We start from the raw sequence: 26,322 nt of genomic DNA, 5'->3' as shown, positions 1-26,322 counted from the left end.
ACAAGCAAATATCATGAAGTATAGCATAACATTCCTATTGTCTCTAATGACACTTACTTCCGTTTGGGCGGGAGGTCCATGGCCGCAACCCAAAGGAAAAGGATACTTTAAATTATTTGAATATTGGGTAGTTGCAGATCAGCATTTTACTGATGCAGGAATGATTGATCCTAATATTACCACTGCTTTTTATAGTACAGGAGTATATGGGGAGTATGGGTTAACCGATCGCCTGACAGCTGTGGCCTACGTACCTTTCTTTGTTCGTAACCTGTATAATAATGCAATATCTGGAACAACGGGGGAGGTGATTATTCCGGGAGAAGCAGTGAATGCTTTTGGAGATGTAGATCTTAGTCTGACGTATGGTTTAGTCAGGGATAAGCCTATCGTGATGAGTGCCAGTGTGCTATTCGGGTTACCGACAGGGGTTACCGGACGCGGAGGTTTAGGTATCTTGCAAACTGGAGACGGAGAATTTAACCAGATGATTAAGGTGGATGCCGGAGGAAGCTTCCAGTTGGCAGGGATTAATTTTTATGCGTCTGCCTATGCCGGATTTAATAACCGTACCCAAGGTTTTTCCGATGAATTCCGTTATGGATTTGAAACAGGAGGAACTTTCCTGAATAACAAGCTGACAGCCATTGCCCGTTTTACAGGCATTGAATCCTTTCAAAATGGATCGGTACTGTCTGCTTCAGATGGCGTAAGTCTTTTTGCTAACAACGCAGAGTACCTGGCTTTTTCTCCTGAGATTGCTTACCATATCAATGAGCAATGGGGCGTATCGGCTAGTAGTAGCACGGTCTTCTTTGGAAGGTTAATTATGGCTAGTCCTGCTTACTCTGTAGGCGTATTCTTTACGTTATAAGAATATATTACAAGATACGATCAGAGTCGTGTAAAGGCCTGCAGGTAATAAATTTCCTGTGGGTCTTTTTTAATTTTTAATGATTAATTTTCAATTAATTAGAGTGTAAAGTCATTTGACTAACTTATTACGAATCCCTAACCCCTAACCCCTATGACGAAACAAGACATTCAATTTATGCAAAGAGCCATTCAATGGGCGCAAAAGGGTGTGGAAGCTCCCGGAGGAGGACCTTTTGGAGCGGTCATTGTAAAAGATGGCGAAATTATCGCAGAAGGACATAACCTGGTTGTAGGTACCAATGACCCCACTGCCCATGCTGAGATGGTCGTGATTCGGGAAGCTTGTCAGAAGTTGAATAGTTATCAGCTAGAAGGGTGTATCATCTATACCTCTACTGAGCCTTGTCCTATGTGTTTTGGTGCGATTTATTGGTCCAGACCCGACAAGGTTTTTTATGCCTGTGATAATTGGGATGCCGCTCAGGCAGGATTCGATGATCGTTTTATCTATAAAGAACTAGAAAAGCCCATGGAAGATCGAAAAATTCCTTTTGAGCAGATAATGCGGGAAGAAGGGGTGAAGGTGTTTGAGGAATGGGGAAGGAAGGATGATCGACCGACTTATTAATTGTCAATTTTCAATGATTAATTTTCAATAATTAATACACGCTAGACCCAGTTCAACAGCTTTTTTGGGTGATTCATTTTAATTAAAAATTGAAAATTGATCATTGAAAATTAATCCACTCTAGAAGTAGTTCAGTAGGCTTTTTTACTCATAGGCAATTAAGCGTGATCAATCCACTAGTTCAAAAGTAGTGTGTGTAAATTTTAACCGATGTAGTAAACCGCTTGGTCCAAGAGTAATTCCTTACTCGTACCTCGTTCGGAATTTGAACTCTTGGACCAGTTCAGTAAATGGTTGCAATTATTGAAAATTGAAAATTAATCATTGAAAATTTTAAATAGGATTATTCGTAGCTTTCTTTATAGTTCCTTTTTAACAAAAATAAACAACCTAATTTTTGTCACCCTTTCTAGATAGCTTGTCTCATACATACATAAAGGGAAAGAAAATGCTAAAAACTGGCATTAAATTGGTGAGAGTATTCGTCTTGTAATAGATGGATAAGAAATGATAGAGCGTTTTTGAAGTTGTAGATGCAATGTTACTTTAAGTTTTTGATCTTCAACTGATGGATGCAAATTACTTGCTTCTCTATTGTTTTTTTAAGAGCGGAAAGACTTTTCTTTGTTTTAAGATGTTTAACTAAACTGATCAATGAGCTATGAAAATATATCGACAAATTATACTTTTTTTAGTTGCTATACTAATGACTTTCAGTGCCTCGGCACAGCGTTATGATCGTGATGATCACCCCTCTTCAAGAGGAAAGAAGAAAGGACATTACAAGCATAAGAAACACACACAACCTAAAAAGAAATATCACAAGGATCGTGAGGTGGTTGTCGTGAGCAAACCTTCTCCAAGAAGAGTAAAGGTTTATCGCCCAACGAGAAAAGTGGTGGTGCAACATCGTCCGAGTAGACCTGTCCGTTACGCGGGGGCTTCTGTGTGGGGAAGAGGATGGAGACCAGTAGGAACCAGAATCAGTGTTTCAACTCCTGGTTTTAAGGCTGTTTTTGTGAAAGGAAGACGTTACTATTATAACCATGGCGTATACTGTGAGCGTAGGGGGAATGACTATATCGTCATCAATCCTCCAATGGGAATAGAAATCATAGATATTCCAGAAGAGGCGGAGTACTTCGATTGGAATGGTCGTGATTACTATTATTATGCAGGGACATTTTACCGATACAAAGGACGTCACAGGTATTATGTAGTGGATGCTCCTATTGGTGTAGTAGTTTCCATGTTACCGGAGGGAGCCAAGGTAATTACCAAGTATGGAGATACATTCTACCGTTACCAGGGAGTTTACTACCAGGCAATTGCCATTGATGGCGATGTGGCCTATGTGGTGACGGAAGCCCCTAGGGAAAGGTTAACATACCAGTTGCCACACGGTGCAAGGGTGGTCAGAAGACATGGACAACAGTACTATAAAGCAGGCGATCGTTACTATGAAGCAGTGGTTGTGAGGGGAGACGTAGCTTATAGAAGAGTGTACTTATAATTTTTGGATAGGATTAATTTGGATAGGGGTAAGGAAATGAATTTTTCCTTACCCTTTTTATATGTATATTAATTTCGGTTAGGTAATAATGTGTTAGGTGTTTTTTTATTTCCTGCACGTTGTTTTATACCTTGCAATAATTTACATTTATTAACGATTTAGTTGTGATATACGCCACGCTATAGTAGTTGATTTTATCTATAGGGTAGTGTATATGATGACTTCTTATTAACAGATTCTTTCCTTATTAATTAACCAAAAACCCTAGAAGAGTGATCATTAGTGATGATTCTTTTTATGAAAAATATGAGTGAAAAGTATAAAGACTTAAGTGCTAAAGAACGCGCAATTAAAGAGTTTTCCTTTTTGAGTAAGGAGTTGAGTTCTCTGATTCTTAAGAGAGAAGAAGAGGAGAAAGCGGAAGCTATGATTAAAAAAATTAATGAAATCAGAGCAAGCCTAGCAACCAGTGAACGTGTGGGAACTAACTATTCGTCGATTCAACTGAAAAAAATGTTAGAAGAGGTTACAGAAACCTTTAAGCAAAATGTGGAAATAGATAAGGATAAAGGATAAATCTCGCATTCATAGATTTTCTTCCTTTATCCTTCATCCATTTATAAAATGATTTCACTGCTGAATTACATCTTCTGTTTTGAGTAAGAAGAAGCGTCACCTATTATCGTCTTTTTCTCGCTTTTTCCTTTCTTGTATCTGTTTAGCTTTTTCAGCTCGTTTTAAGTAGCCATTCATGGCTTTGATTAAGCTATAACACATAATGACAATTAAGAAGGCAAAAGGTAATCCGGTAAGTACAGAAGCTGTTTGAAGAGCGGTTAGCCCTCCTCCAATCAGTAAGACTCCTGCTACTGCTCCCTCTGCACCAGCCCAGAAGACTTTCTGGAAAGTAGGAGAATCATGTCGTCCTCCTGAAGTGAGTACGTCTACCACAAAGGAGCCGGAGTCGGAAGAGGTCACAAAGAAACTGATCACTAATAATAAAGCTAGCGTGGAGGTCACGATGGTGAGTGGGTATTGCTCGAGAAGGTAATAGATAGCTGTAGCGACATTTTTATTGACGGCTGCGGTAATTGCATGGTTGTCGGTAAGTTCCTGGTATAGGGCACTTCCTCCAAAGACACTCAACCATAGAAATGTTACGAGAGAAGGGATTACCAATACACCAAAGATAAATTCTCTGACCGTTCTTCCTTTGGATATACGAGCAATGAAAATCCCCACAAATGGTGACCATGAAATCCACCAGGCCCAATAGAAAATGGTCCATTTGTTTTGCCATTGGATAGGGTCTTTTACTCCGTGATAACTATTGGTCCAGAAACTTAGCTCGAAGTAGCGATAGAAGTAATACCCTATATTCTGTACGAAGCTTTTTAATAGGAATATCGTAGGGCCAATGACCAGCAATGCGATAAGCAAAAAGAAAGCGATACGCACATTCCATTCACTAAGCATGCGTATCCCACTGTCGAGCCCCAACACCAGGGACATAATCGCTAGTCCAGTAATCAATCCAATAAGAATTAACTGTATAGGGATACTTTCAGGTACTTCCAATAGATAGGTTAGCCCAGCGTTGACCTGCTGTACCCCAAATCCTAAGGAAGCCGCCAATCCAAAAATGGTAGCCACTACAGCAATGATATCAATAATATCTCCCCATAAGCCATATACCTTGGTCCCCAAAAGCGGATAGAAAGCGGAGCGTATAGTTAGAGGAAGCTTGAGATTGAAGGTGAAGAAGGCCAAGGCAACGCCAATGACGGCATACAGTGCCCAGGCATGTATACCCCAATGGAGGAAGGTGATTCCCATAGAAATTTTGGCAGCTTCCCAGTCAGGGGTAGCCTCATTCATAAAAGGGTTGGCATTGAAGTGGGAGATAGGTTCTGCGACACTCCAAAATAATAGTCCAATCCCCATCCCTGCGGAAAAGAGCATAGCAAACCATCCTGCCCGGGTAAACTCTGGTTTAGCATCGGGGCCTCCCAGGCGAATATTTCCGTATTTGCTGAATCCCAGGTAGAAGGCAAAGACCAGTAAGAGGTTAATGACCAGTATGAAAAGCCAGCCTACGGCTTGGGAAACGGTCTTTTGTGTTTTCTGAAACCATTCTTCCATCGGATCTCCAACCACCAAGGTGACAATGACCAGTAATGCCACAATGAAGAAGGCGGAGCCGGCCACAGGACCGTTGACCTTTAGTCCCAGAAAGGTTTTCTGGTCACTTCTTACTTTTTCCATAGTATGCGAGTTTTGGGTTACAAAAAAGCCTTCTTACACAAGTTGTTCTGGAAGTGTAAGAAGGCCAGTAGGAGCTTAAGCGTCAATAATTTTCTTTTCTACATATTCGGAGTTAAATGCTCTAAGTGCTCCCATATATTTCATTCTAAAGGAGATGAACTCTCCCACCTGATACTTTTGATCGGTCTCTTCTAAATCGAGAACGAGCATGTCTGAACTTGCTCCACAAATTGTTATTCGTTCGTCCTCAGGGATCAGGAAGTCCTCTTGGGCGACGTCTAACAGGCCTATATCCACAATGGCTCTACGCATGGTTTTGCCATAATCCTCTTCATCGATCTCATATTGAACGCCTGAAGGGGTGGCTTCCATCACACCGCTAGGGACTTTTGGCTTTTCTGTGATCTCAATGATTTGAGCTTTCAAGCGGAACACATCGTCATGCATGCCTGGTACAGTATCTCCTGTAAATAAATCATTACCGAAGTAAAGCATTTCTCCCACACGGAAGTGATTGATTCCCTTGGGAACCTGTTTCCTTTCTAACAAAGGGATGACCACAGATGTTCCTCCGCTGATAATTGGCAAGGAACGGTTGAACTTAGCCTCTATAAGCTGCTTGTATAAGTTCAGCTGTATCAACTTGTCCTCTGAAGGCATAATGCCGTACAGGCAGTTGAGGTTGGCGCCAAGGCCTATGACATCGATGTTGGGAAGCTTGAAGATACTTTCATAGAAATCAATGAGATTCTCTCCCATGATTCCTTCTCGCAGATCCCCTAGCTCCACCATAATGATGATCTTATGTTTTTTGTTTTGACGCTGAGCTTCCTCGGAGAGGCCTTTGATGGTCTCAAACTCTGTATTGAAACTGATGTCAGCGAACTTAACGATATCGGGTAAGGTACTTTGGGAAGGGGGTTTGATGTAAATGGTTTCAATTTCGGGTTGCAGGGTTTTAACCATTTCCAGGTTACTGATACGAGAGTCACAAACTTGTCTGATACCAAGGTTGATTACCTCCTTGAGGTAGTCCTCATGTCCACAAAGCAATTTGGTGACAATAGACCATTCGATATGGTAGCGATCAAACAGTTGCTCCAGGTGCTGATAGTTGTGTTGTAATTTTTTTTTGTAAAGCTCTATAAAGGCCATGGTGTGTGGGGAATAATGAAACGATAAGTAAAAAAGGAAGAAAGATGGGGTGTACACCATCTCTTCCCGTTTTACTCTTGACTAGGTATTATAAAGATAATCTTTGTGCAAGACGCTAGCGTGCCAAGCGCATTTCAACATATTTTTTCTCAAATCCCACTTTTTCATACAGCTTTTGTGCCGGATTGTCCTTTTCTACGTGAAGGGCAATGTCCCCTTTCGTATGTTTTAGAATATCATTCATCAATGATTTTCCAATACCCTCTCCTCGGTGTTCTCCATCTACAGCAATATATACCAGGATATTGCCCGGGATATAACCAGACATTCCTGTATCATTCAAGATAGAGGCTCCTACAATTTCACCCTCTTTTTCGGCGACGTATATAGCACCTCCTTTACCTGGCTCAGAAGAAAGGGCATAGTCCATGCACTTTAGAATATCTTCTAAAGGATCTCCATACTCTTCCAGGTGGGTTTCTAAAAACTGGGCGATTTCCTTGGTACTATGTCCTAGGGTTTCATTCTTGATGGTATTTTTTACGGCGATACTCATAGTTGTATGTTAATTATATTTTGATAGTTACGTTTGTATAATGGTCTTTTTACCTTTATTAAGGTTGGATATTTACGCACCATGCTACCAACTAGCATTGTTGAATCGTTGAATTAAGCTTCGCTCGTTGAATCGTTGATTCGAGTTGAACTGTTGTATGAATATCAATCAACAGTTCAACTCAAATCAACGGACGAAGTCCAATTCAACTCACCGAAGGTGAAATTCAACGATTCAACAAAGTTGTTTAGCAGTATGATGGTTATTTATTCAATCTTAATTGATATAAAAACCATAGTAATTAAAGACTTACTTTCTCAAACACTTCTTGCTTGTCGCTATGGAAAATGCCAATCACAAAATAAGTAATGGCAGAGGCACTCAAACCAAAGACATTGGCGTCAAGTCCCAAAGGTAGTTCCATAGAGGTAGCCAGTAATGTAATGGTTGTTCCTCCTCCCATAATGATGGCCCAAAGTGCTCCCCTGGAGGATACTTTACGCATAAACATGCCAGCCAATAAAGGTATCGTTAAGCCTGAAACCATTACCGAGTAAGACATAAGCATTAAGTCTAATACTTGTGTCATATAGTTGCTGATGGCGATAGCGCCTAACCCTACAATAAAGGTCAGTACCTGGGACCAACGCATTTCCTGTCTTTCTGTAAGTTTTATAAAGGGCTTCATCAAGTCAGTCATGATATTACTGGAAGCGGCCATTAGGCAGCTATCAGCAGTAGACATGATGGCAGAGAAATAGGCGGCTAATACAACGCCCATTAGTCCGTAAGGAAGTGTATAGCGCAGTAAAAGAGGAACCCCCATCTCTGCATCCGTGCCAGCGGCAGTGATACCTGCTAGAAGACCTTGTTCTACAGCTGCTCTGGCAATAATCCCCAGGGAAACTCCCATGATTGCCATCAGTGGCCATTCCAGAAGCCCGGCAATAAACCATGCTTTCTGCGCTTCCTGCTCATTTTTGGCGGCAAAAATACGCTGGTACAGGGTCATGCCCACAAACCAAATTGGGATAATGGTAATTCCCCAATTAACAAAAGTTTGCCATGTGATGTTTTGAAAGTCAAAGTAACTTTTTGGTAGTGTATTTTGTAATCCTTCCCATCCTCCAACTTCATAATACCCTAAAGGAAGCGCTACAAATAGCAGGCCTCCCATAAGAATAATCCATTGGACCGTATCGGTATAGATCACGGCTTTAAGCCCTCCAAATACAGTATAGATCACGGCAACACCTCCCATGACCCATAGGGCTGTAGGAAGCTCCAGGGTTGGGAAGGTCGCTGTAGCTAATTTGGCTCCTGCTAAAATCTGGGAACTTGTGAAACCAACATATCCGATAGCAGACAGGATGCCGGTCATCAAGGCGACCCGGCCATTAAACAAATAACCAAAAAGCTGCGGTAAGGTCAGTAAATTAATTTCTTTAGAAAGTTTATTGACGGAGGGGATTAGAAATACAGCGGCTAGCCATGCTCCTATTAGTCCTGTGAAAAGCATCCACGACCCTGAAATACCCAAGGCAAATCCTAGTCCTCCTAGTCCGATAGAAAAACCACCACCTACGTCCGTGGCGACCACAGAAAGTCCTATGTGCCAACTTCCTATCTTTCTCCCCCCTACATAATAGTCTTCAGTAGTCTTATTCTGATAAAAAAAGTATAAGCCGACGCCTAACATGGCGACCATATAAGTTAGGAAGATCGATAGATCAAGCCAGTGCATAGAGTATGTAAGTTTTGTGATTCGTTTGTTGTAAAATAGTTTCTATACGAACAAATTTAAGGGTTAATGTTTTAAGATACAAAAGGGAAGAGAGTGTGTAGTGATGTGTTTGTATTGTAATCTACTGATAAACAGTTGTTTTTTATGGGGGTGTAAATATTTTAAAAAATATTATAAAGGTATGGGGTGTCTGTAAGGAAGGGAATGTTTGTTGTGAAAATATTTTCAAACAGAGATAAGGGCGTCCCTTATGGTCGCCCCGATACATGAGGAAGAGGTCCTTTTTCCTCCCTTCTATTGAAAATTAATCATTAATCATTGAAAATTCTCACACTTCGCCATCAGGTTCTCCAGACGTAATCATAGGAGCAGCATCAATATCTTCAATGTCCATGATAGACACAATCTGCTTTAGGGATTGCTGTAGGTTTTCCAATTCGTTATCAGATAGCTTTTGAAGTTTTTGAGTTAATCGATCGTGCATCAATGGAGGAATTTTATTGAGTAGGTCTACGCCATGAGCGGTAATGACAATATAGGATACACGTTTGTCCCCGATTTTTGGAAGTCTGGCGATTAGGCCCTTTTTCTCCAGTCGACGGATAAGGCCAGAGATCGTACTGGCATTCAGTTGTAAAAATACTTTGAGCTCGCTGTGAGAAGCTTTGAATTCCTCCTTTTCTTTTAGGTAACTCAGGCATAATAGCTGTGGAATGCTAATGCCGTATTCTTTTTCTATGCGCTTGCTTTCCAGGTTGATGGAACGCACAATCTTGCGTATATCAATAAGGATGTCTGTATATTCCATGGTCAATGTAATTATTCGTTGAATCAGATCGGGTGTGCAATATACTTATTTTTATAAAGTAAGGAGGGAGTATTTCGTCATGAAACTATTTTGTTGAGGCAGCTTGCGCCGCTGGTTGAGTAGCACTACGTGCTGTTGAGAGGAGCTTCGCTCCGTTGAGATTTTATCTCATTATACTTCGCTTCATGGAACATCATAAACAAAGGCTCAACTCACCGAAGGTGAAACTCAACAGCACGTAGTGCTACTCAACCAGCGGCGTAAGCCGCCTCAACTACTGTAGGAGATTGGCGATAATTGGCTTTAACCCACCAATAAAAAATTCCACCGCAATGACCATTACAATTAATCCCATTAATCGCATCATGACGTTATTGCCAGTTTCCCCCATGAATTTCACGAGTCTGGACGAGCTGTGAAGAATGATGAAGGTGAGCAGCATCACTAAGAGAATCGATAATACTAATACGCCCTTTTCGGCAATGCTGTCAGCTTGTTCCATTAGGATAATGCCATTGGTGATGGCTCCCGGTCCACAGATCATAGGAATAGCCAGTGGAGTGATGGAAATATCATCCACGTAGGCTTTGACCTCGGAGCTTTTCACTTTTACTTTATTCAGACGTGCCTGTAGCATGTCCATCCCCATAATAAAGAAAACAACTCCTCCGACAATGCGGAAACTATTGACAGAGATGCCAAAGAAGTTAAAGAGCAGCTGCCCGGAAAAGGCAAAGGCTATAATGGTAAAGGCCGAGACGACAGTGGCCTTCCGTATAGTCTTGTTTTTATGCTCGGCATCCAGTTCTGAGGTCATGGTCAAAAAAATAGGCATGGTTCCCAGAGGATTGATCAATGTGAAAAATGAGGTAAACCCCAATAAGCCAAAGTTGAATAATTCGTTTGTCATGTTTAAAAGTGGTATGATCGCTTATCGCTTTGCTTGAATACCTTAATCAAAAAAATAAACGATAAACCATAAGCGATAAGCGGTAAACGCTACAAAACATTATGAGTCCAGCACCTTAATCAGCTCTTCTTGCTCACAATAAGTTACTTTAAGTTGCAGTAAGAGTTCATCAGCGACTTTTTTCCCTCCAGTAATTTGCGCCATCTTTTTTAGAAACCCCGGGATGCGTTGGAAAACAGATGTTGTAGCAATCTTGGCATAATGCTTTATGGCTGCTTGATAACATATGAGGCACTCCTCTGGGTAATGTATTGTAACATGAGGGGCGTAAGCATCCACAAAGGTTAGCTGTTGACGATGCTGTAGCATTAGTTTAATAATACAATCATAGTGTTTTTCCTCTACCATAATCTGGGCAAGCAACTCCGTTTTTGAAGAGAAATACTCGGTGTGTAATTGAGTGCAAAGCGAATCAATGACCTCATCCCATTCTTCCGGAAAGTAAGAAGATTTCCAGATGTGATAATATTTCATAGGATGGTAGCTCTTGAAAAACAATCGTTTGGCCCACTGCTGTATACCTTTTAGGCAGTCGCTTAGCTCGGCTGTTTTGAGTAGTTGCTGTTCCCAAAGAAGAATAGCATCTTCTTGTTGTATTTTTTCTGCTTCAGCTAACCCTTCCAAAGCAATGTTTTTGGCTTTGGAATAGTTTTTATCCTTTAACGCAAGCTTGAATAGCATTAGGCGGAACTCTACCACATTGCTATAGGCATCCAAAAGGGCTTGGGCTTCGGGATGCTTTTGACGACAAAGCAATAAGCGATATTTGATGTGCAGTACCTTGATTGCTTTCCCTTTATCCTTTTGTTTTTTAGCCTCCTTTAATAAGTTGTTAAGCAGTGCCATAAACATAGCTTCTTGCTCATTTTTATCAATCAGGGGAGGGAGTAATGCCAGCATACGTAAAGCATACTCGTTTTGTTGAAAGCGTTCATCCCGCAAAGCTGCAGAACAATAGGTCATTAATTGCTCTTTTAACTCAGAAGAGGCACGTAGTCCTATTTCCTCTAACGTTTCCAGACAGTACTCCATATAATAGTGAAGTTGTCGTTCTGTATCGTCAGTATATTGAAAGACAGTACTTAGCTCTTCCAGGATAATTTGACAAAGTACAAAGGCATCCTCCAGTCTTTGTGTGTCCAGAAGCTTTTCCATCTTGTCATGAAGAGGCTCCAACACAGCAGTGATGTGAGGAATGCATTCTGCTTCTATAGAAGTATATTTTCCTTTAGCATATACGATGGTATTCCATAGTGTACTCCTGATGATAGCATGAGGAAGTTCAGCGATGTTGTTGAAATGAGTCATAAAGCGAGTCCTAAGTATAGGAGACTCCATAAACTCATGAAGCAAGAAGGAATGCAGTGCCTTATCGTCGACTTGTTCCAGTTGTGACTCAAGGAGCTCTTTTGTTGAGAGGCATTCAGTGGGCTTGCTTTGTTCTCGAATAGCAAAAAGAGCCGCGACAGTATGCGTGCAAATAGGAGAGTCCTTTTCACAGGTGCATTTCCAACGTTTTATAAACTCATTATCTTTTAGTTCAATGTTTACTAAGCGATGAGGCGCGTTGAAGTCTTCTACACAAACCTCCCAGGAATGGGGGGTGAGGGCTTCTATAGAGCGTATCGCATTAGAAGTATGGAGTTCCCTGCCTATTTCCAGAAGGTGTTTCTCCAGGTATTGTTCAAATGTACTGATTGTCATGGGATCAAAGTAAAAAGTTGATCGCTAATGTTTGGTTAAAATATATTATGACTGCTGCACAAAAGGGGTTTTAGCCTTTTACACCATTCATTCGGTATGGAATGTCCTAACTATCTGATTGGGTCCGTGATAGTATATTCTTTTTCCGGTAAAGTATATGAGGTTTTCAATATACAGAAAAAACTTGAGGAGGAAATAGGGAGGGGGGAAAAGTCTATAAATAGGGATTATTTCGAGATTTAATTCTATAATAAAGTGAAAATTAGAGAAAAAAAATAATAGGTTCCCATGTGGATGTGTAGTTTTGCTTTATCGTATAATAAAAAATACTATAGCTAATGAGAACTTCACGTATACTACTATTCCTTCTTCTGACAGCCTCTTCGGTGTTTGCGCAGAAGAAAGGAAAGCAAGAAGCAGCGTGGGAGGTGAATCAACCAACACGTCCTACCAAGAAAATTAATTTTACCACTAGCGAAGGAACCTGGATGAATGTGGATGTTAGCCCAGATGGAAAGACCGTGGTCTTTGATCTTCTGGGAGATATCTATGCGATACCTTTTGCGGGGGGAAAGGCTACGTTGCTCAGAGGAGGGCACGCCTTCGAGGTGCAGCCAAGGTTTAGCCCTGATGGAAAGAAGATTGCCTTCACTTCTGATGCCGGAGGAGCAGATAATATTTGGGTGATGAATGCCGATGGTTCCGGTGCAAAGCAAGTGACGAAGGAAACCTTCCGTTTGTTGAATGCACCGGCATGGACGCCTGATGGACAATACATCATTGCTAGAAAACATTTCACTGCGGGACGTTCCTTAGGAGCTGGGGCGATGTGGATGTACCATATTTCTGGAGGTACAGGAACAGAGCTGATAGCCAAGAAAAATGAACAGCAGGATATCAATGAGCCAGCCTTGTCGCCAGATGGTCGTTATCTGTATTATGCAGAGGATATGTATAGTGGAGGATATTTCCAGTATAATAAAGACGTGAATAAGCAGATTTATGCGATCAAGCGTTACGACCGTGAGACCGGTGAGAAGAAGCAGATTGTGGGAGGCCCGGGAGGAGCAAGTACTCCGCAGATTTCTCATGATGGGAAATATCTGTCTTATATCAAGCGTGTAAGGACTGAAACGGTACTATATCTTTATAATCTGGAGACTGGGGAGCAACGTCCATTATACAAAGGATTAAGCAAGGATCAGCAAGAGGCTTGGGCTATTTTTGGGGTGTACCCTAAATATGCCTGGACACCGGACGATAAGCATATCGTACTGTGGAATAAGGGGAAGATTATGAAAGTAGCGGTCGAGAATGGTAAGGCGGAGGAAATTCCATTTAAGGCAGAAGTGAACCAACAGGTTGCAGAAGCCTTACGTTTCAAGCATGAGGTTGCGCCAGATCAATTTGATGTGAAGGTGATTCGCCATGCGATGATTGATAAGAAAGACGAGCATGTGTACTTCAGTGCGCTAGGAGCAATCTGGAAGAAAGAATTACCAAAAGGAAAACCCGTTCGAGTAACCTCACAAGAAGGCCGATTTGAATATGAGCCAGCTTTGTCTCCGGACGGAAATACATTGTTGTTTGTTACTTGGAACGATGTAGAAAAAGGAGCCATTTGGAAGTTGGATCTTACCAATGGGGCAACTCCTGTTAAGTTGACAAAGAAGAAAGGGATCTACAGAATGCCAGCCTTCTCTCCAGATGGCCAATCCATAGTGTTTGTAAAGGAGCATGGGAATGATCAGCAGGGACATGAGTTTACACAGATGCCGGGAATCTATACGATGAAGATAGAGGGGTCTGAAGAAAAACGCTTGGTGGAAGAAGGGGAGTACCCTCAGTATAGTGCGGATGGTCAGCGTATCTATTACCAAACGGGAGGCTATCTTTTTGGAGCATTGAAGAAGAAGCTCAAGAGTGTAGACCTGAATGGACACGACGAGCGTATACACTTTACCTCTAAGTATTCCAATCAGTTTGTGTTGAGCCCGGACAACAAGTGGGTTGCTTTTACAGAGTTGTTTAAGGTATATGTAGCTCCTATGCCAAAGGCAGGGAAGCCAATTGAACTTTCTGCGAATACTAAAGCAGTACCGGTAGCCCAGTTGGCAAGGGATGCAGGGATTAACTTGCATTGGTCTGCCGATAGCAAGCAGGTACATTGGACGCTTGGAGAAGAGTACTTTACGGCGAAATTGCAGGAGCATTTCGCTTTCTTGGAAGGCGCACCAGAGCAATTGGCAAAACCAAAAGCCGAAGGGATTAAGATCGGTCTAAAAGCAGAGGCGGATAAGCCGGAAGGAATTTTGGCATTGAAAGGCGCTAAAGTAATCACAGTAAATGCAGAGGATGAAGTCATCGACAATGCCGTAATTGTGATCAAGGATAACCGTATTCAGGCGATTGGAGCAGAAGGAGAGGTGAAAGTTCCAGAGGGTGCTAAAGTAATGGATGTGACAGGAAAGACGATCATGCCGGGTATTGTAGATGTTCATGCTCACCTTGGTGCATTCCGTTTAGGATTAAACGCACAGCAGAACTGGCCTTATTATGCTAACTTGGCGTATGGGGTGACCACGACGCACGATCCATCAGCAAACTCAGAGATGGTTTTTGCTCAGTCCGAACTAGTGAAAGCAGGAAAGATGGTGGGTCCTCGTATCTTCTCTACAGGAATTATTCTCTATGGGGCAGATGGTGACTTTAAGGCAGTGGTTAATAATCTGGAAGATGCTCGTTCGGCGATTCGTAGAACCAAGGCCTTTGGAGCAATTTCTGTAAAAAGTTATAACCAGCCACGTCGAGAACAACGTCAGCAGATCATTCAGGCGGCTGCAGAAAATGAGATTATGGTAGTACCAGAAGGAGGTTCTTTCTTCTATCATAATATGTCCATGATTCTGGACGGACATACAGGAATCGAGCACAATATTCCTGTTTATCCGGCATACAAAGACGTGCATGAGCTTTGGAAAAACAGTAAGACGGGATATACGCCAACATTGGTCGTGAACTATGGCAGTATGAGTGGTGAATATTATTGGTACCAGCATACGAACGTATGGGAGAAGGAACGATTACTGAAGTATACGCCAAGAGCGATTGTCGATAGCCGCTCTCGCCATAGGGTTATGGTGCCGGAAGAAGAGTATGAGAATGGCCATATCCTTTCCTCTAAACTATGTAAGTCTTTAGCGGATCAGGGAGTGAAAGTTAATCTTGGAGCCCATGGACAGTTACAAGGTTTAGGAGCGCACTGGGAGTTGTGGATGTTGGCACAAGGTGGAATGACTCCAATGGAAACACTAAGAGCCGCGACAATGAATGGTGCTGAGTATTTAGGCCTGGACGGTGATGTAGGGTCTTTGGAGAAAGGAAAGTTGGCTGACTTGGTGATTATGGATAAAAACCCTCTGGAGGATATTTATCATACCGAGACCATCACCCATACCATGATCAACGGTCGTCTGTATAATGCAGAAACTATGAATGAGGTAGGCTTGAGGGAGAAGGAAAGAAATCCATTCTACTGGGAGATGCCGGGGTATAGTGAAGATTTTCCTTGGCATGAACACAGCCAGTCGTTTAGCAGACCGGGTTGTGGTTGTGGAGTACACTAAGTTTAATGAAGAATGAAGAATGAAGAATGAAGAATGAAGAATCTAATTAATATTCTTCATTCTTCATTTTTCATTTAATTAAGAAACTTCGGTGTGAAGTTTAGCATCACCCAGCTCCAGTTCTGAAAGCCTTTGGCTTGCTTGTACGTATTGGTAGTACTGTCAAACTGTCCTTTGACTTGTTGCATGGAAGTTGTGGCAAACATCTGAGAGTAACCAGCTTTTAACGTAAGGGACGGGGCCAATTTTTTTACTAAAACCAAATCGACTTCTGTTCCCAAATATGGGGCAAGACTTTCTGTAGTGCCCGTTGGATCATTTACCGTTGTCGGTGACATAAAAGCATGCAGGTGTGCCAGAAGCTTGGTGCTCTTGTTAATAGAAAACGTTGTTTTTAGATAAGTATCAATTAACCCTCCACTCATTTGGTTTCCTCCTCCATTATGTCCTGATCCTACATAGAAGTAATCCATAAAACCATAGAACTTATGATTGGTACCGTATAGTGGTGCCCACCCTTCGATGGTATTGGCTGTTGATTTATCATCTCCGCTGATATAGTCTACCCCAATAAGTGGTTTTCCCTTTAACTGTGTATGTTGTAGGCTAAGGTGAAGGAAGTACCCGGAATAGGTCATATCTTCCAACTCTGCATTGGTGTCAGATAACGTTTGTTTAGCCGCAGAGTAGTAAATCTGGGAAAGTACTTTTACTGCACCTAGTTTATACTCAGGTGTAATGCCTAAATGAAAGTAGGGGTAAGTATCTCCCGTTTCTGGCTGAATAAAGTCAGCGAGCCCCATTACGGATATGCTTCCTTTGTCCCAGACTTGTTTGCCGTAGGCTAATAATTGTGCTTTAGGTAGTCCCAATCCAAAAGTAGTATAAGGGTTGGCGCCTTGGTAAGCTCCTCCATAGTATTGATTCCCTACATTTTTAGCAGGCTCTGGAGCTGATTGACCGGTCCATCCATTTTGGTTGAAGGACCCCATGATTCTAAATTGTCTTCCTAAGCTATCCTGATACATAAGTTGCACGGCATCAAATGCACGTGCCTGCGCTGCCCAGTCCAGGGTGCCAAAGAAACGATGCCCATCCAAGGCAATCTCTTGTCGACCTACTCTTAAGGTAAATTGTGCGTTAGGCTTATATTCTCCGTACGCTTCATGTATACTAAGTAAATTGTCCGTTTTGTTGATTTGTCCTGTCTCTCCCCAGATACGTACATCCTGTACAGACATCTTGAATCCTATTTTGTCCATACCATAGCCTGCCGTAATACGTGCTCTATGCTCTGTAAAAATAGCGGGCTGTTGTCCTTCCAGAATAGGAGACTTAAAACCATTACGGATTTCTGTACGGGGGCGGTATTGTCCTTCTAAAGTGAATTGGGCTTGTGCGCTGATTCCGAAGCCAGAAAGTAGTAGCGCTAGAAGTAGTTTATAAGGGTAAAGTTTTGCTTGCATGAGGATTATAATTATGAGTGAAGAATGAGGAATGAGGAATGAAGAATATTTATTAATAATTCTTCATTCTTCATTCTTCATTAATAATTAGTTTACGCTGCTTGTTTCTTGCGTAGCTCGGTATTCAGTTCTTCCAGACGTTTTTGTTCTGCCACAGCAGCTTCTTCGTCTTCTTTAGAGAACTTAATACCCAGTCCCAGTAGACCGATGGCCGATACGATAATACCGAAGTATAGGAAGGCATCTTCCAGAGAGGAACCACTTCTCAATAAGAACTGTGCGTAAAGAACGGCCCCTACGTTTCCTCCAGCCCCTACGATTCCGGCAACAGCGCCTAACGCTTTTTTATTGATAAACGGTACGACAGAGTAGGTGGCGCCTTCTGCCATTTGGACGAATAAAGAGAATACAATCATAGTCGCAATTGCAACCCCTAAAACATCCATCTGTGAGAAGATCGTCAATGCGATACCTTCAATGAACATTACAATCACTAGCCATTTCACTCTTCCAGATAGACCACCAGTTTTGGAGAATCGATCACCTAACCATCCTCCCATAGATCGGGCAAACAGGTTCATCAAGCCAAATAAGGCTGCTACCATTCCGGCAGTAGTTTCATTCAAGGCAAACTTCACTTGATAATACGTAGCGGCACGACCGTTCACGAATAGCTCCATACCAAAACAACCGGCATAAATAGCGAACAGAATCCATACACGCTTATCTTTAAGGGCTTCCATAAAAGCACTACTACTGCTTTTCTTTTCTGTTGAATTTTCTTCTTCCGGTAGATCCTCCAGATTTCCCTTTGGCGTATCAGTAGTAAACTTCCAATACAAGAAAGCGACCACAAACATAATGGCTGCAGGAACAAACATGGCAGGTCTCCATTTACTTAGTTCAGACTCAGCAAAGCCAAAAGCAAGCATTCCGGCTGCGATCAATGGCATGACCGCTTGAGTAACTCCTCCACCTAGGTTACCCCATCCTGCAGTGGTAGCATTGGCAATTCCTACAATATTAGGGGCGAACATCACGGAGGTATGGTATTGGGTAATCACAAAAGAAGCACCGATCACACCAATCGCCATTCTAGAGACTAAGTACATTTCCCAAGTGGTAGCGAAAGCAGATCCCATTACCGCAAAGGCACCAAAGATCAATAAGTACACATAGCTTTTTCTTGGTCCAATCTTATCACACAAAAAGCCAATAAATAGACGGGCAAATACTGTCACCCCTACAGAGGCGATAAAGGCGGTGATCTTTTGTGCCTTGCTCAAGTCCAGGTCGGGACCAATAGTAGAGTTCATTAGTGGGGCATGGGCAAACCATCCAAAGAAACATAGAAAGAAAGCCAGCCAGCTCAGATGAAAAGTTCTCATCTGTACAGATTTGAAATCGAACAAGTTGATACTTGTTGCTTTTTCTTGGTTTGAAGTAGAAGTAGACATGATAAATAGTATTTAGTATAAGTTCTTATTCTGTGATACTTAATTGAATAAGTATTTATACTTACGAATGTAAGTAGTGGATAGGAGAGTAGTTATGATAAAAATTTTCTAAAAACCTTTTTTAACGCCATGTCAAAAACTGTCTTTTGTCATGTTTTAATTGTAATTAATTGATTTTAAGTTGTTTGATTGCTGTTTATTTATTTTTCAATACAAGTAAACTAAGTAGTTGTCTTTCTGTATATACGTATTTAAATTCCTTCATCCTTCATCCTTCATCCTTCATCCTTCATCCTTCATCCTTCATCCTTCATCCTTCATCCTTCACTGCTTCATGGTTTATCATTTCATGGATAGCTAGCGGACTGTACTTGACAACCTCTCCCACCAAAATAATCCCAGGGGTGCCAATTTTCTCTTCTTCTACGAGTTGCTCTATATTTTGAAGGGTGCCAATCACTTGTTTCTGGTCATCTCTGCTGGCATTTTGTATAATGGCGATAGGTTCATTTTCTTTTCGATACATCTTAAAGAGCTGCACAATCAAGGAGAGTTTTTGCAATCCCATAAGGATCAGGATAGTGGCAGAGGATTGGGCTGCCAGAGTAAGGTCTGTAGAAAGTGCGCCGGAAGCGGTTGTGCCTGTAATCACCCAAAAGCTGTCGGAAACCCCTCTTCTTGTAATCGGTATACCTATAGAGGCAGGGGCTCCAGTCACGCTACTGATACCCGGTACGATAGAAGAGGTACCACCAATAGTTTTTACTGCTTCGATTTCTTCATGTCCTCGACCAAAAACAAGGGGGTCTCCTCCTTTTAAGCGAACCACATGTTGTCCTTTGAGTAAGTAGTGCTGGATTAAAGCATTGATCTCCTCTTGGGCTTTATAGTGTTGTCCCGCTCTTTTACCGACAAATACCTTTTCAGCTTGAGGGGCATAGTCTAGTAATGCAGGATCTACCAGAGCGTCGTATAATATTGTATCAGCTTGCTGAATGCAGCGTAATCCTCTCACACTAATCAGGTCAATAGCCCCAGGTCCAGCCCCTACCAGTGTCAAGTGTCCTATTTTTTGAGTTGCCATCTTTGTATTTTTTTAAGTAAAAGCCTGTAATGATTTTTTAAATATAAGTATTTATACGTATAATTACGTATTGAATTACTCATTTTTAGCATTGCTGACGAAAATACATACAACTATGAAGCAGGTTATTGTTGTGGGGAATGGGATGGTAGGGTATAAATTCTGCGAGCGTCTTAGAAAACAAATTGGCGAAGAGGAAGTGCAGGTGAAGGTTTTTGGGGAAGAGTTGACGCCCGCTTATGACAGGGTACACCTAAGTGATTACTTTCAAGGAAAGTCTAAGGAAGATTTACAGTTAGCTTCCAGGGATTGGTATGCCGCTCAAGGGATACAGTTGGAGACAGGGGTGATGGTGACACGTATTGAGCGAGACAAAAAACAGGTGGTAACCCATGATGGAAAAATTCATGCCTATGATGTGCTGGTTTTGGCAACGGGTTCCATGGCGTTTGTTCCTCCTATTCCAGGGGTCGATAAAAAAGGGGTATTTGTATACCGTACGCTGGAAGATCTGGATGCGATTCAATCGTATGCTTCTAAATGTAAAAGTGCAGCCGTTATAGGCGGTGGGTTATTAGGTCTGGAAGCAGCAAAGGCGGTGAAGGATATGGGGCTGAAAACACATGTGGTGGAGATGGCTCCTCGATTACTGCCAAGGCAATTGGATGAAAGGGGTGCAGGGATGTTACAAATAACATTGGAAGAGATGGGCCTGGAGTTTCACTTGTCCCAACAAACAGCATCCTTTGTCGGTGGAGAGCAGTTGACAGGATTACAATTTGCTAATGGAGAACAACTCCTGACGGATATGGTAGTCATCTCGGCAGGAATCAAGCCAAGGGATGAGCTGGCAAGAACATGTGGTTTGTCGGTTGGTCCAAGGGGAGGGGTGATCGTAGATGATCATATGCGTACAGAAGACCCTAATATCTATGCAATAGGTGAGGTAGCTTTGCATAAAGGCATGATTTACGGATTGGTGGCCCCAGGGTATGATATGGCTGATTGTGTAGTGAAGCAGTTGGCTGGAGAAGAGGTTAAAGCTTTTACAGGAGCCGATATGTCGACCAAGTTAAAATTGGTAGGAACGGATGTTGGTAGTTTTGGAGATGCTTTATTGGAGTCCTCAAAGGGAAGGTCTATTGTAATCGAAGATCGTTATCAAAAGATTTATAAAAGAGTCAATATCTCCGAGGATGGTAAAAAGTTGTTGGGCGGTATTTTAGTGGGAGATGCTAGCGCTTACAATATGCTGCATCAGATGATGATGAATGGGATGAAACTCCCTCCTCATCCAGAGGACCTGATCATTGAAAGCAAAGGTGGAGAACAAGCTGTAGGGGGAGGGGTAGAAGATCTGCCGGATGCAGCACAGGTTTGTTCTTGTGAGAATGTCACCAAAGGAGATATTTGTACAGCGGTGAAAGAGCAGGGGATAGAGAGTATGGAACAGCTAAAATCTTGCACGCAGGCAGGGACAGGATGTGGTGGTTGTTTGCCAATGGTCAAGGACCTAATGGTCCATACCCACAAACAAATGGGTAAGGAAGTGAAGCAGGTTCTTTGTGAGCATTTTGCCTATAGTCGACAAGAGTTATTCAGCTTGGTGAAAGTCAAAGGAATTAAGACCTATCCAGAACTATTAAAGGAATACGGAAAAGGACACGGATGTGAAATCTGTAAACCAGCCGTAGCATCTATTTTAGCTAGTGCTTGGAATGATTTAATCGTCAAGCAACCGACGATCCAGGATACGAATGACCGTTTCCTGGCGAATATACAAAAAGGCGGCTCCTACTCTGTCGTGCCAAGGGTGCCGGGAGGAGAGATTACCCCTGACAAGCTGATTGTTTTGGGACAGGTTGCCAAGAAATATGACCTATACCTTAAGATCACAGGCGGACAGCGTATTGACATGTTCGGCGCTCATGTAGGGGATCTACCCGATATTTGGGAACAACTGATCAATGCAGGTTTCGAAAGTGGACATGCCTATGGCAAGTCGTTGAGAACGGTGAAGAGTTGCGTAGGGTCGACTTGGTGTCGATATGGTTTGCATGACTCCGTGTCCTTTGCCATAGAGGTAGAGAATCGTTACAAAGGATTAAGGGCACCGCATAAATTAAAAGGGGGCGTTTCTGGATGTATTCGGGAGTGTGCCGAGGCAAGGGGGAAAGATTTTGGAATTATTGCGACGGAGAAAGGTTGGAACCTATATGTTTCAGGTAATGGAGGTTCCAAGCCCCAGCATGCACAGTTGTTGGCGGCTGATATCACCTCAGAGGAATGTATCCGCTACCTCGATCGTTTTTTGATGTTCTATATCAAAACTGCAGAACCGTTGAACCGAACCTCCACTTGGTTAGCGAAATTGGAAGGAGGGTTGGAATACCTAAAATCCGTAGTGGTAGAAGATGTATTGGGGATAGGGGAAGAACTGGAAAAGGAGATGAGCCAGCTGATAGAGGTATACCAATGCGAATGGAAGGCTGTGGTAGAAAACCCTGAGCTAAGAGCGAAGTTCAGGCATTTTGCCAATAGCGACGAAAAAGACCCGATGGTACAATTTGAACCTATGAGGGAGCAAAAGAAACCTGTCAACTGGTAGGGCTGCGGTTGTTTTGAGTATTAATCAGTCATACTGCCAACTGACTTTGTTGAATCGTTGAATTTCAATACTTCGTATTGGGTTGAATCGTTGATTCGAGTTGAATAGTTGACAGAGTATGTCAATAATCATGTAACATATCAACTCAAATCAACGAGCGAAGCTCAATTCAACTCTCCGAAGGAGAAATTCAACGATTCAACAGAGCCAGTTGGTAGTATGACTGATTGATATTTATCCTTAATTATCGCACCTAAAAAACTCAACGCACCGAAGGTCAAACTCAACAACACGAAGTGTTACTCAACAAGCGACGTAAGTCGCCTCAACAATTCAACAAATTATGACATACGATACTTATAATATTCCGAAAAACGAGAAAGTAACCTCCTGGGTATTCGCAGGCAATGCAACGGATTTTACAGAGGAAGGAGGAGAATGTGTACTGATCGAAGGAGAGCAGATTGCTATTTTCAATTTTAGTAGTAGAGGAGAGTGGTATGCTTCCCAGAACATCTGCCCTCATAAGCAGCAGGCAGCCTTGTCTCGGGGAATGATTGGTTCGGAAAAGGGAGAGCCCAAGGTGGCTTGTCCTTTTCATAAAAAGACCTTTTCCCTCTGTACCGGCAAGAACCTTAATGGAGAGGAAGCAGCTATAAAGGTTTACCCCGTAAAGGTAGAAGAGGGGAAAGTTTATATAGGATGGCATTAATTGAAAATAGAAGAAAAAAGAAAGGCTCCTGCAATTTTGCAGGAGCCTTTCTTTTTTCTTCTACCTCCTAGGTTCTGCATATTTTTTATACGTATTTTTACATACGAGATGGTTAAGACTGTAGCTGTCTGCAAAATAATATGTAGTTTACTAATGCTATGTAATGGTTAATTAAGGTTGAATAAATAACCGACATAAATGTTTCCCTCGACTCCGCCTAGGGCTAAAGCCCCAGGCTCTTTAAGAAGTGCCACTTCGTGGCGAGCTATTCTAGCGTATACTGCAAAAAAGATTGAATTGATAACCGCAAAGCGGTATTTCTTAAAGAGCCTGGGGTTTTAACCCTAGGCGAGGGTGGAGATAACTACTGTGTCGGTTAATTATTCAAACCTAATTAACCAATAAAAGATAAACTAAACCTTATTCCCCTTGAAAGGTACTCCACTAGGCATAAAAAAACGATATGATTACCTCAAGTCCTATCATTTTAGAGACTTAGGCAGGTTATATGCAGTTGCGATATTCTTAATCGTATTGGTGCTGATCCTTACGCAATTGCTTATACAGCACCATATAGGCTTGCAACAACAGGATGCGACAGTAGTGAATATTGCTGGTCGGCAACGGATGCTGAGCCAGAAGATTGCCAAGGTAGCTTTGCAGTTACAGCAGGCAAAGGGTGCTGAGATTCGTACTCTGCAGCAAGAATTGACAGCAGCAACTACTTTATGGAAGGAGTCCCATCAAAAATTGTCTTCCGCAGCATATTGGCCTGATAGGGAACAGAATAGTCAAAAAATTAACGAACTATTTGAGCAACTGAAGCCCTATTATCATAAGATGTTAGAAGGATGTGCTCTTTTAGAGGGAGGTGATACAGTATATTGGTCCCAAGGGATAAAAAACATTCTGGTCAACGAAAAAGGGTATCTGGGGGTGATGGATACTATCGTTTTTCAATATAGTCGTGAAGCGAAGGAACGTGTTCAATTATTGAGTCATACGGAATGGATACTACTCACCGTTTCCTTGATTGTGATTGCATTTGAGCTATTCTTTATCTTTAGACCCACGGCCCAGTTAGTGAAGGATACCGTTGTGGAGTTAAAGAACGCTAAGGAGCAAACCGACGATTTACTACAGGAAACGGAGGAGTTATACCAGACCTTGGGGCAGGCCTATCAAGTTCTTTCGGATCGGGAGGAAAAAGAAGCTCCTCTACAGCACGTATTGGCAAAAGTATCCCTGGAGGGAGAAGCCTTCTGGGTAAGTCCTGATTTTAGGGATATGATGCAATGGGAGACTCGAAAACCCCTTAAAATAAAAGAATGGTGGCGAGAAGAGGGGTATGAACAAGCATTTATCGAGCAGGTATGGGGCATTGTGAAGGAAAAAGGAGCATGGCATGGAGAAGTGCGGGTAACTTCCGGAGAAGGAGATTTTGTTTGGCTTGATCTACATTTGGTTAAAGTACCTTACCATGGTATTGAGGCGGTAATGGTCATGGGAGTGGACCTTTCGGACCAAAAAGAAGCAGAGGCGCTTACCAATGAGATCAATATGGAAAAAATAGAGCGGGAGATTGACAAGATGCGCATCCGTTCAGCGCTAATCATGGAAGGACAGGAGGAAGAACGAAAACGGATTTCCAAAGATATTCATGATGGCATAGGGCAATTATTGACAGGCTTGAAATTCAAGTTGGAATCCCTTAGCCTTAAAAATGAAAAGAAAACGGTAGAGCAACTCGGGGAATTGAAAAAACTAGTGCAGCGTATTATTGTTGAAAGCCGGAGAATAGCCTTTCATTTGGCCCCTTCTTCCTTAACCGATTATGGGTTACCTGCAGTGTTGAATAAATTTGCGGCAGAGGTGAGTAGATTATCAGATTATGAAGTCACCTTTATCAACCGATCAGGGTTCTTGGGTCGACTTGATCCTTCTGTTGAAACGAATGTCTATCGTATCGTACAGGAAGCCGTCAATAATGCCATTAAGTATGCCAAAGGCAATCACATTGTGGTTGAGATGGAACATGATAGCCGTTATCTCTTGATCAATGTACAGGATGATGGCGTTGGATTTGACAAAGAAAATATGCCAGAGCACAAGAAGGGCTTGGGGTTACTAAATATGGAGGACCGCACTCGGTTTGTACAGGGAACATTGGTGTTTGATACGGCAATTGGGCAGGGTACAAAGGTTTTGCTGCAGGTTCCTTTAAAAAAGGGCATGGGGTAATATTGTTGAATCGTTGAATTTCAGCAGCAAGCTGCTGAGTTGAATTGAGCTTCGCTCGTTGATTCGAGTTGAACTGCTGATTGATATGTATTAATCCTCATACAACACATCAACTCGAATCAACGAGCGAAGCTCAATTCAACAAATCAACGATTCAACATGAACATAACCATATATAAAGATCACAAATGAACAAAATAAAATTACTATTAGTGGACGATCATGTCATTGTTCGACATGGGATTAAAATGTTATTGGATCAGGAAAGTAACATAGACGTACTGGACGAGGCTTCCGATGGAGAAGAAGCGCTGGAGAAGTACAAGTTATTGCAACCTGACGTCGTAGTGATGGATATTCGTATGCCCAAGATGAATGGGATTGAAGCGACAGAACATTTAATCAAGCAAGATCCCCAAGCAAAGGTGCTCATCCTATCTATGCATGAGGATGAAGAATATATTCTGGAAGCTGTTCGTAAAGGGGCGCTAGGGTATGTTTTGAAAGATGCTGGAAATGAGGAGTTCCTGAAGGCAATCAATACCGTTTATGCTGGGAGTAAGTATTTTAGTGGTGCCGTTTCAGAAGTGTTGGTCAATCAGTTCTTACGACAGCAAGGGAGTCCAGCTCCACAAAAGGCAAAAGGAACGGAAGAGACAGAAGAAGTGGATTTTGCCCTCACCAAAAGGGAAACGGAAATCCTGCGTTATGTGGTGGATGGGATGAGTAGTAAGGATATCGCCCTGAAACTTTCTAAATCTATAAGGACGATTGAAGCGCACCGTTTTAATATTATGAAAAAGCTGGAAGTAAAGTCTGCATTGGAGCTGGTGAAGAAAGTGAATGCACATGCTTCTTTAAAGAAATTGGTTGATTAAAGACAACCAACCATTTATCCCAATAACTTAT

Annotated in this window: 19 protein-coding genes; 9 read left to right on the top strand and 10 right to left on the bottom strand. The window is 42.1% G+C overall.

What is annotated here, in order from left to right; genetic code table 11:
- Window positions 1-13 precede the first annotated feature (13 nt).
- The 4 genes from ABD985_RS06395 to ABD985_RS06380 all read left to right on the top strand — a co-directional run bounded on the left by ABD985_RS06395 (window position 14) and on the right by ABD985_RS06380 (window position 3,593).
- Complete coding sequence (locus tag ABD985_RS06395; RefSeq protein ID WP_345370186.1) at window positions 14-874, top strand: hypothetical protein; 861 nt, start codon at window positions 14-16, stop codon at window positions 872-874.
- A 153-nt stretch (window positions 875-1,027) separates the two neighbouring features.
- On the top strand, window positions 1,028-1,504 hold the full coding sequence (locus ABD985_RS06390) for a nucleoside deaminase (RefSeq protein WP_345370184.1): 477 nt from the start codon (window positions 1,028-1,030) through the stop codon (window positions 1,502-1,504).
- Window positions 1,505-2,165: 661 nt separating this feature from the next.
- Window positions 2,166-3,017: a DUF6515 family protein gene (locus ABD985_RS06385; RefSeq protein ID WP_345370182.1), complete on the top strand. Its 852-nt coding sequence runs from the start codon at window positions 2,166-2,168 to the stop codon at window positions 3,015-3,017.
- Window positions 3,018-3,323: 306 nt separating this feature from the next.
- Complete coding sequence (locus ABD985_RS06380; RefSeq protein ID WP_345370180.1) at window positions 3,324-3,593, top strand: hypothetical protein; 270 nt, start codon at window positions 3,324-3,326, stop codon at window positions 3,591-3,593.
- A 96-nt stretch (window positions 3,594-3,689) separates the two neighbouring features.
- On the opposite strand, the gene ABD985_RS06375 is transcribed toward ABD985_RS06380, so the two are convergent.
- The 7 genes from ABD985_RS06375 to ABD985_RS06345 all read right to left on the bottom strand — a co-directional run bounded on the left by ABD985_RS06375 (window position 3,690) and on the right by ABD985_RS06345 (window position 12,219).
- The gene (locus ABD985_RS06375; RefSeq protein ID WP_345370179.1) at window positions 3,690-5,282 is read right to left on the bottom strand and encodes a BCCT family transporter; all 1,593 of its coding nucleotides are present in this window, start codon (window positions 5,280-5,282) and stop codon (window positions 3,690-3,692) included.
- Between the two features lie 75 nt (window positions 5,283-5,357).
- A complete protein-coding gene (locus ABD985_RS06370; protein ID WP_345370177.1) occupies window positions 5,358-6,437 on the bottom strand; it encodes an alanine racemase in 1,080 nt (359 codons plus the stop codon).
- Window positions 6,438-6,552: 115 nt separating this feature from the next.
- Window positions 6,553-6,993: a GNAT family N-acetyltransferase gene (locus ABD985_RS06365; protein ID WP_345370175.1), complete on the bottom strand. Its 441-nt coding sequence runs from the start codon at window positions 6,991-6,993 to the stop codon at window positions 6,553-6,555.
- A 301-nt stretch (window positions 6,994-7,294) separates the two neighbouring features.
- Window positions 7,295-8,737 (bottom strand): sodium:solute symporter family protein, encoded by a 1,443-nt coding sequence (locus ABD985_RS06360; protein WP_345370173.1) that lies wholly within the window; start codon window positions 8,735-8,737, stop codon window positions 7,295-7,297.
- A 328-nt stretch (window positions 8,738-9,065) separates the two neighbouring features.
- On the bottom strand, window positions 9,066-9,545 hold the full coding sequence (locus tag ABD985_RS06355; RefSeq protein WP_345370171.1) for a MarR family winged helix-turn-helix transcriptional regulator: 480 nt from the start codon (window positions 9,543-9,545) through the stop codon (window positions 9,066-9,068).
- Between the two features lie 274 nt (window positions 9,546-9,819).
- On the bottom strand, window positions 9,820-10,455 hold the full coding sequence (locus tag ABD985_RS06350) for a MarC family protein (protein ID WP_345370169.1): 636 nt from the start codon (window positions 10,453-10,455) through the stop codon (window positions 9,820-9,822).
- Window positions 10,456-10,554: 99 nt separating this feature from the next.
- Window positions 10,555-12,219 (bottom strand): hypothetical protein, encoded by a 1,665-nt coding sequence (locus ABD985_RS06345; protein ID WP_345370167.1) that lies wholly within the window; start codon window positions 12,217-12,219, stop codon window positions 10,555-10,557.
- A gap of 338 nt (window positions 12,220-12,557) precedes the next feature.
- Between ABD985_RS06345 and ABD985_RS06340 the strand changes: the two genes are divergently transcribed.
- A complete protein-coding gene (locus tag ABD985_RS06340) occupies window positions 12,558-15,845 on the top strand; it encodes an amidohydrolase family protein (protein WP_345370165.1) in 3,288 nt (1,095 codons plus the stop codon).
- A gap of 74 nt (window positions 15,846-15,919) precedes the next feature.
- Here the strand turns inward: ABD985_RS06340 and ABD985_RS06335 are convergent, their stop codons facing one another.
- The 3 genes from ABD985_RS06335 to cobA all read right to left on the bottom strand — a co-directional run bounded on the left by ABD985_RS06335 (window position 15,920) and on the right by cobA (window position 19,852).
- The gene (locus tag ABD985_RS06335) at window positions 15,920-17,311 is read right to left on the bottom strand and encodes an alginate export family protein (protein WP_345370163.1); all 1,392 of its coding nucleotides are present in this window, start codon (window positions 17,309-17,311) and stop codon (window positions 15,920-15,922) included.
- A 92-nt stretch (window positions 17,312-17,403) separates the two neighbouring features.
- A complete protein-coding gene (locus ABD985_RS06330; RefSeq protein WP_345370162.1) occupies window positions 17,404-18,768 on the bottom strand; it encodes an MFS transporter in 1,365 nt (454 codons plus the stop codon).
- A gap of 310 nt (window positions 18,769-19,078) precedes the next feature.
- Complete coding sequence (gene cobA, locus ABD985_RS06325; RefSeq protein WP_345370161.1) at window positions 19,079-19,852, bottom strand: uroporphyrinogen-III C-methyltransferase; 774 nt, start codon at window positions 19,850-19,852, stop codon at window positions 19,079-19,081.
- Window positions 19,853-19,967: 115 nt separating this feature from the next.
- Between cobA and nirB the strand changes: the two genes are divergently transcribed.
- The 4 genes from nirB to ABD985_RS06305 all read left to right on the top strand — a co-directional run bounded on the left by nirB (window position 19,968) and on the right by ABD985_RS06305 (window position 26,291).
- Window positions 19,968-22,460 carry a nitrite reductase large subunit NirB gene (nirB, locus tag ABD985_RS06320; RefSeq protein ID WP_345370159.1) on the top strand — a complete coding sequence of 831 codons (2,493 nt, stop codon included), beginning with the start codon at window positions 19,968-19,970 and terminating at the stop codon, window positions 22,458-22,460.
- A 343-nt stretch (window positions 22,461-22,803) separates the two neighbouring features.
- Window positions 22,804-23,172, top strand: coding sequence for a nitrite reductase small subunit NirD (gene nirD / locus ABD985_RS06315; RefSeq protein WP_345370157.1), 369 nt, complete (start codon window positions 22,804-22,806; stop codon window positions 23,170-23,172).
- Between the two features lie 429 nt (window positions 23,173-23,601).
- Window positions 23,602-25,413, top strand: a complete 1,812-nt coding sequence (locus ABD985_RS06310) for an ATP-binding protein (RefSeq protein WP_345370155.1) — start codon at window positions 23,602-23,604, stop codon at window positions 25,411-25,413.
- A 188-nt stretch (window positions 25,414-25,601) separates the two neighbouring features.
- Window positions 25,602-26,291 carry a response regulator transcription factor gene (locus ABD985_RS06305; protein WP_345370153.1) on the top strand — a complete coding sequence of 230 codons (690 nt, stop codon included), beginning with the start codon at window positions 25,602-25,604 and terminating at the stop codon, window positions 26,289-26,291.
- Window positions 26,292-26,322 lie beyond the last annotated feature (31 nt).

Source organism: Algivirga pacifica (assembly GCF_039543525.1).
GTDB classification, from domain to species: Bacteria; Bacteroidota; Bacteroidia; order Cytophagales; family Flammeovirgaceae; genus Algivirga; species Algivirga pacifica.
Note: the sequence above shows the minus strand (reverse complement) of the source record. Positions and strands in the feature narration are given on the sequence as shown.

Coding starts and splice junctions, on each gene's coding strand:
- nirD (WP_345370157.1), top strand. CDS start 22,804: ATGACATACGATACTTATAATATTCCGAAAAACGAGAAAGTAACCTCC.
- ABD985_RS06360 (WP_345370173.1), bottom strand. CDS start 8,737: ATGCACTGGCTTGATCTATCGATCTTCCTAACTTATATGGTCGCCATG.
- ABD985_RS06370 (WP_345370177.1), bottom strand. CDS start 6,437: ATGGCCTTTATAGAGCTTTACAAAAAAAAATTACAACACAACTATCAG.
- ABD985_RS06380 (WP_345370180.1), top strand. CDS start 3,324: ATGAGTGAAAAGTATAAAGACTTAAGTGCTAAAGAACGCGCAATTAAA.
- nirB (WP_345370159.1), top strand. CDS start 19,968: ATGAAGCAGGTTATTGTTGTGGGGAATGGGATGGTAGGGTATAAATTC.
- cobA (WP_345370161.1), bottom strand. CDS start 19,852: ATGGCAACTCAAAAAATAGGACACTTGACACTGGTAGGGGCTGGACCT.
- ABD985_RS06390 (WP_345370184.1), top strand. CDS start 1,028: ATGACGAAACAAGACATTCAATTTATGCAAAGAGCCATTCAATGGGCG.
- ABD985_RS06375 (WP_345370179.1), bottom strand. CDS start 5,282: ATGGAAAAAGTAAGAAGTGACCAGAAAACCTTTCTGGGACTAAAGGTC.
- ABD985_RS06350 (WP_345370169.1), bottom strand. CDS start 10,455: ATGACAAACGAATTATTCAACTTTGGCTTATTGGGGTTTACCTCATTT.
- ABD985_RS06335 (WP_345370163.1), bottom strand. CDS start 17,311: ATGCAAGCAAAACTTTACCCTTATAAACTACTTCTAGCGCTACTACTT.
- ABD985_RS06330 (WP_345370162.1), bottom strand. CDS start 18,768: ATGTCTACTTCTACTTCAAACCAAGAAAAAGCAACAAGTATCAACTTG.
- ABD985_RS06340 (WP_345370165.1), top strand. CDS start 12,558: ATGAGAACTTCACGTATACTACTATTCCTTCTTCTGACAGCCTCTTCG.
- ABD985_RS06395 (WP_345370186.1), top strand. CDS start 14: ATGAAGTATAGCATAACATTCCTATTGTCTCTAATGACACTTACTTCC.
- ABD985_RS06305 (WP_345370153.1), top strand. CDS start 25,602: ATGAACAAAATAAAATTACTATTAGTGGACGATCATGTCATTGTTCGA.
- ABD985_RS06365 (WP_345370175.1), bottom strand. CDS start 6,993: ATGAGTATCGCCGTAAAAAATACCATCAAGAATGAAACCCTAGGACAT.
- ABD985_RS06345 (WP_345370167.1), bottom strand. CDS start 12,219: ATGACAATCAGTACATTTGAACAATACCTGGAGAAACACCTTCTGGAA.
- ABD985_RS06355 (WP_345370171.1), bottom strand. CDS start 9,545: ATGGAATATACAGACATCCTTATTGATATACGCAAGATTGTGCGTTCC.
- ABD985_RS06385 (WP_345370182.1), top strand. CDS start 2,166: ATGAAAATATATCGACAAATTATACTTTTTTTAGTTGCTATACTAATG.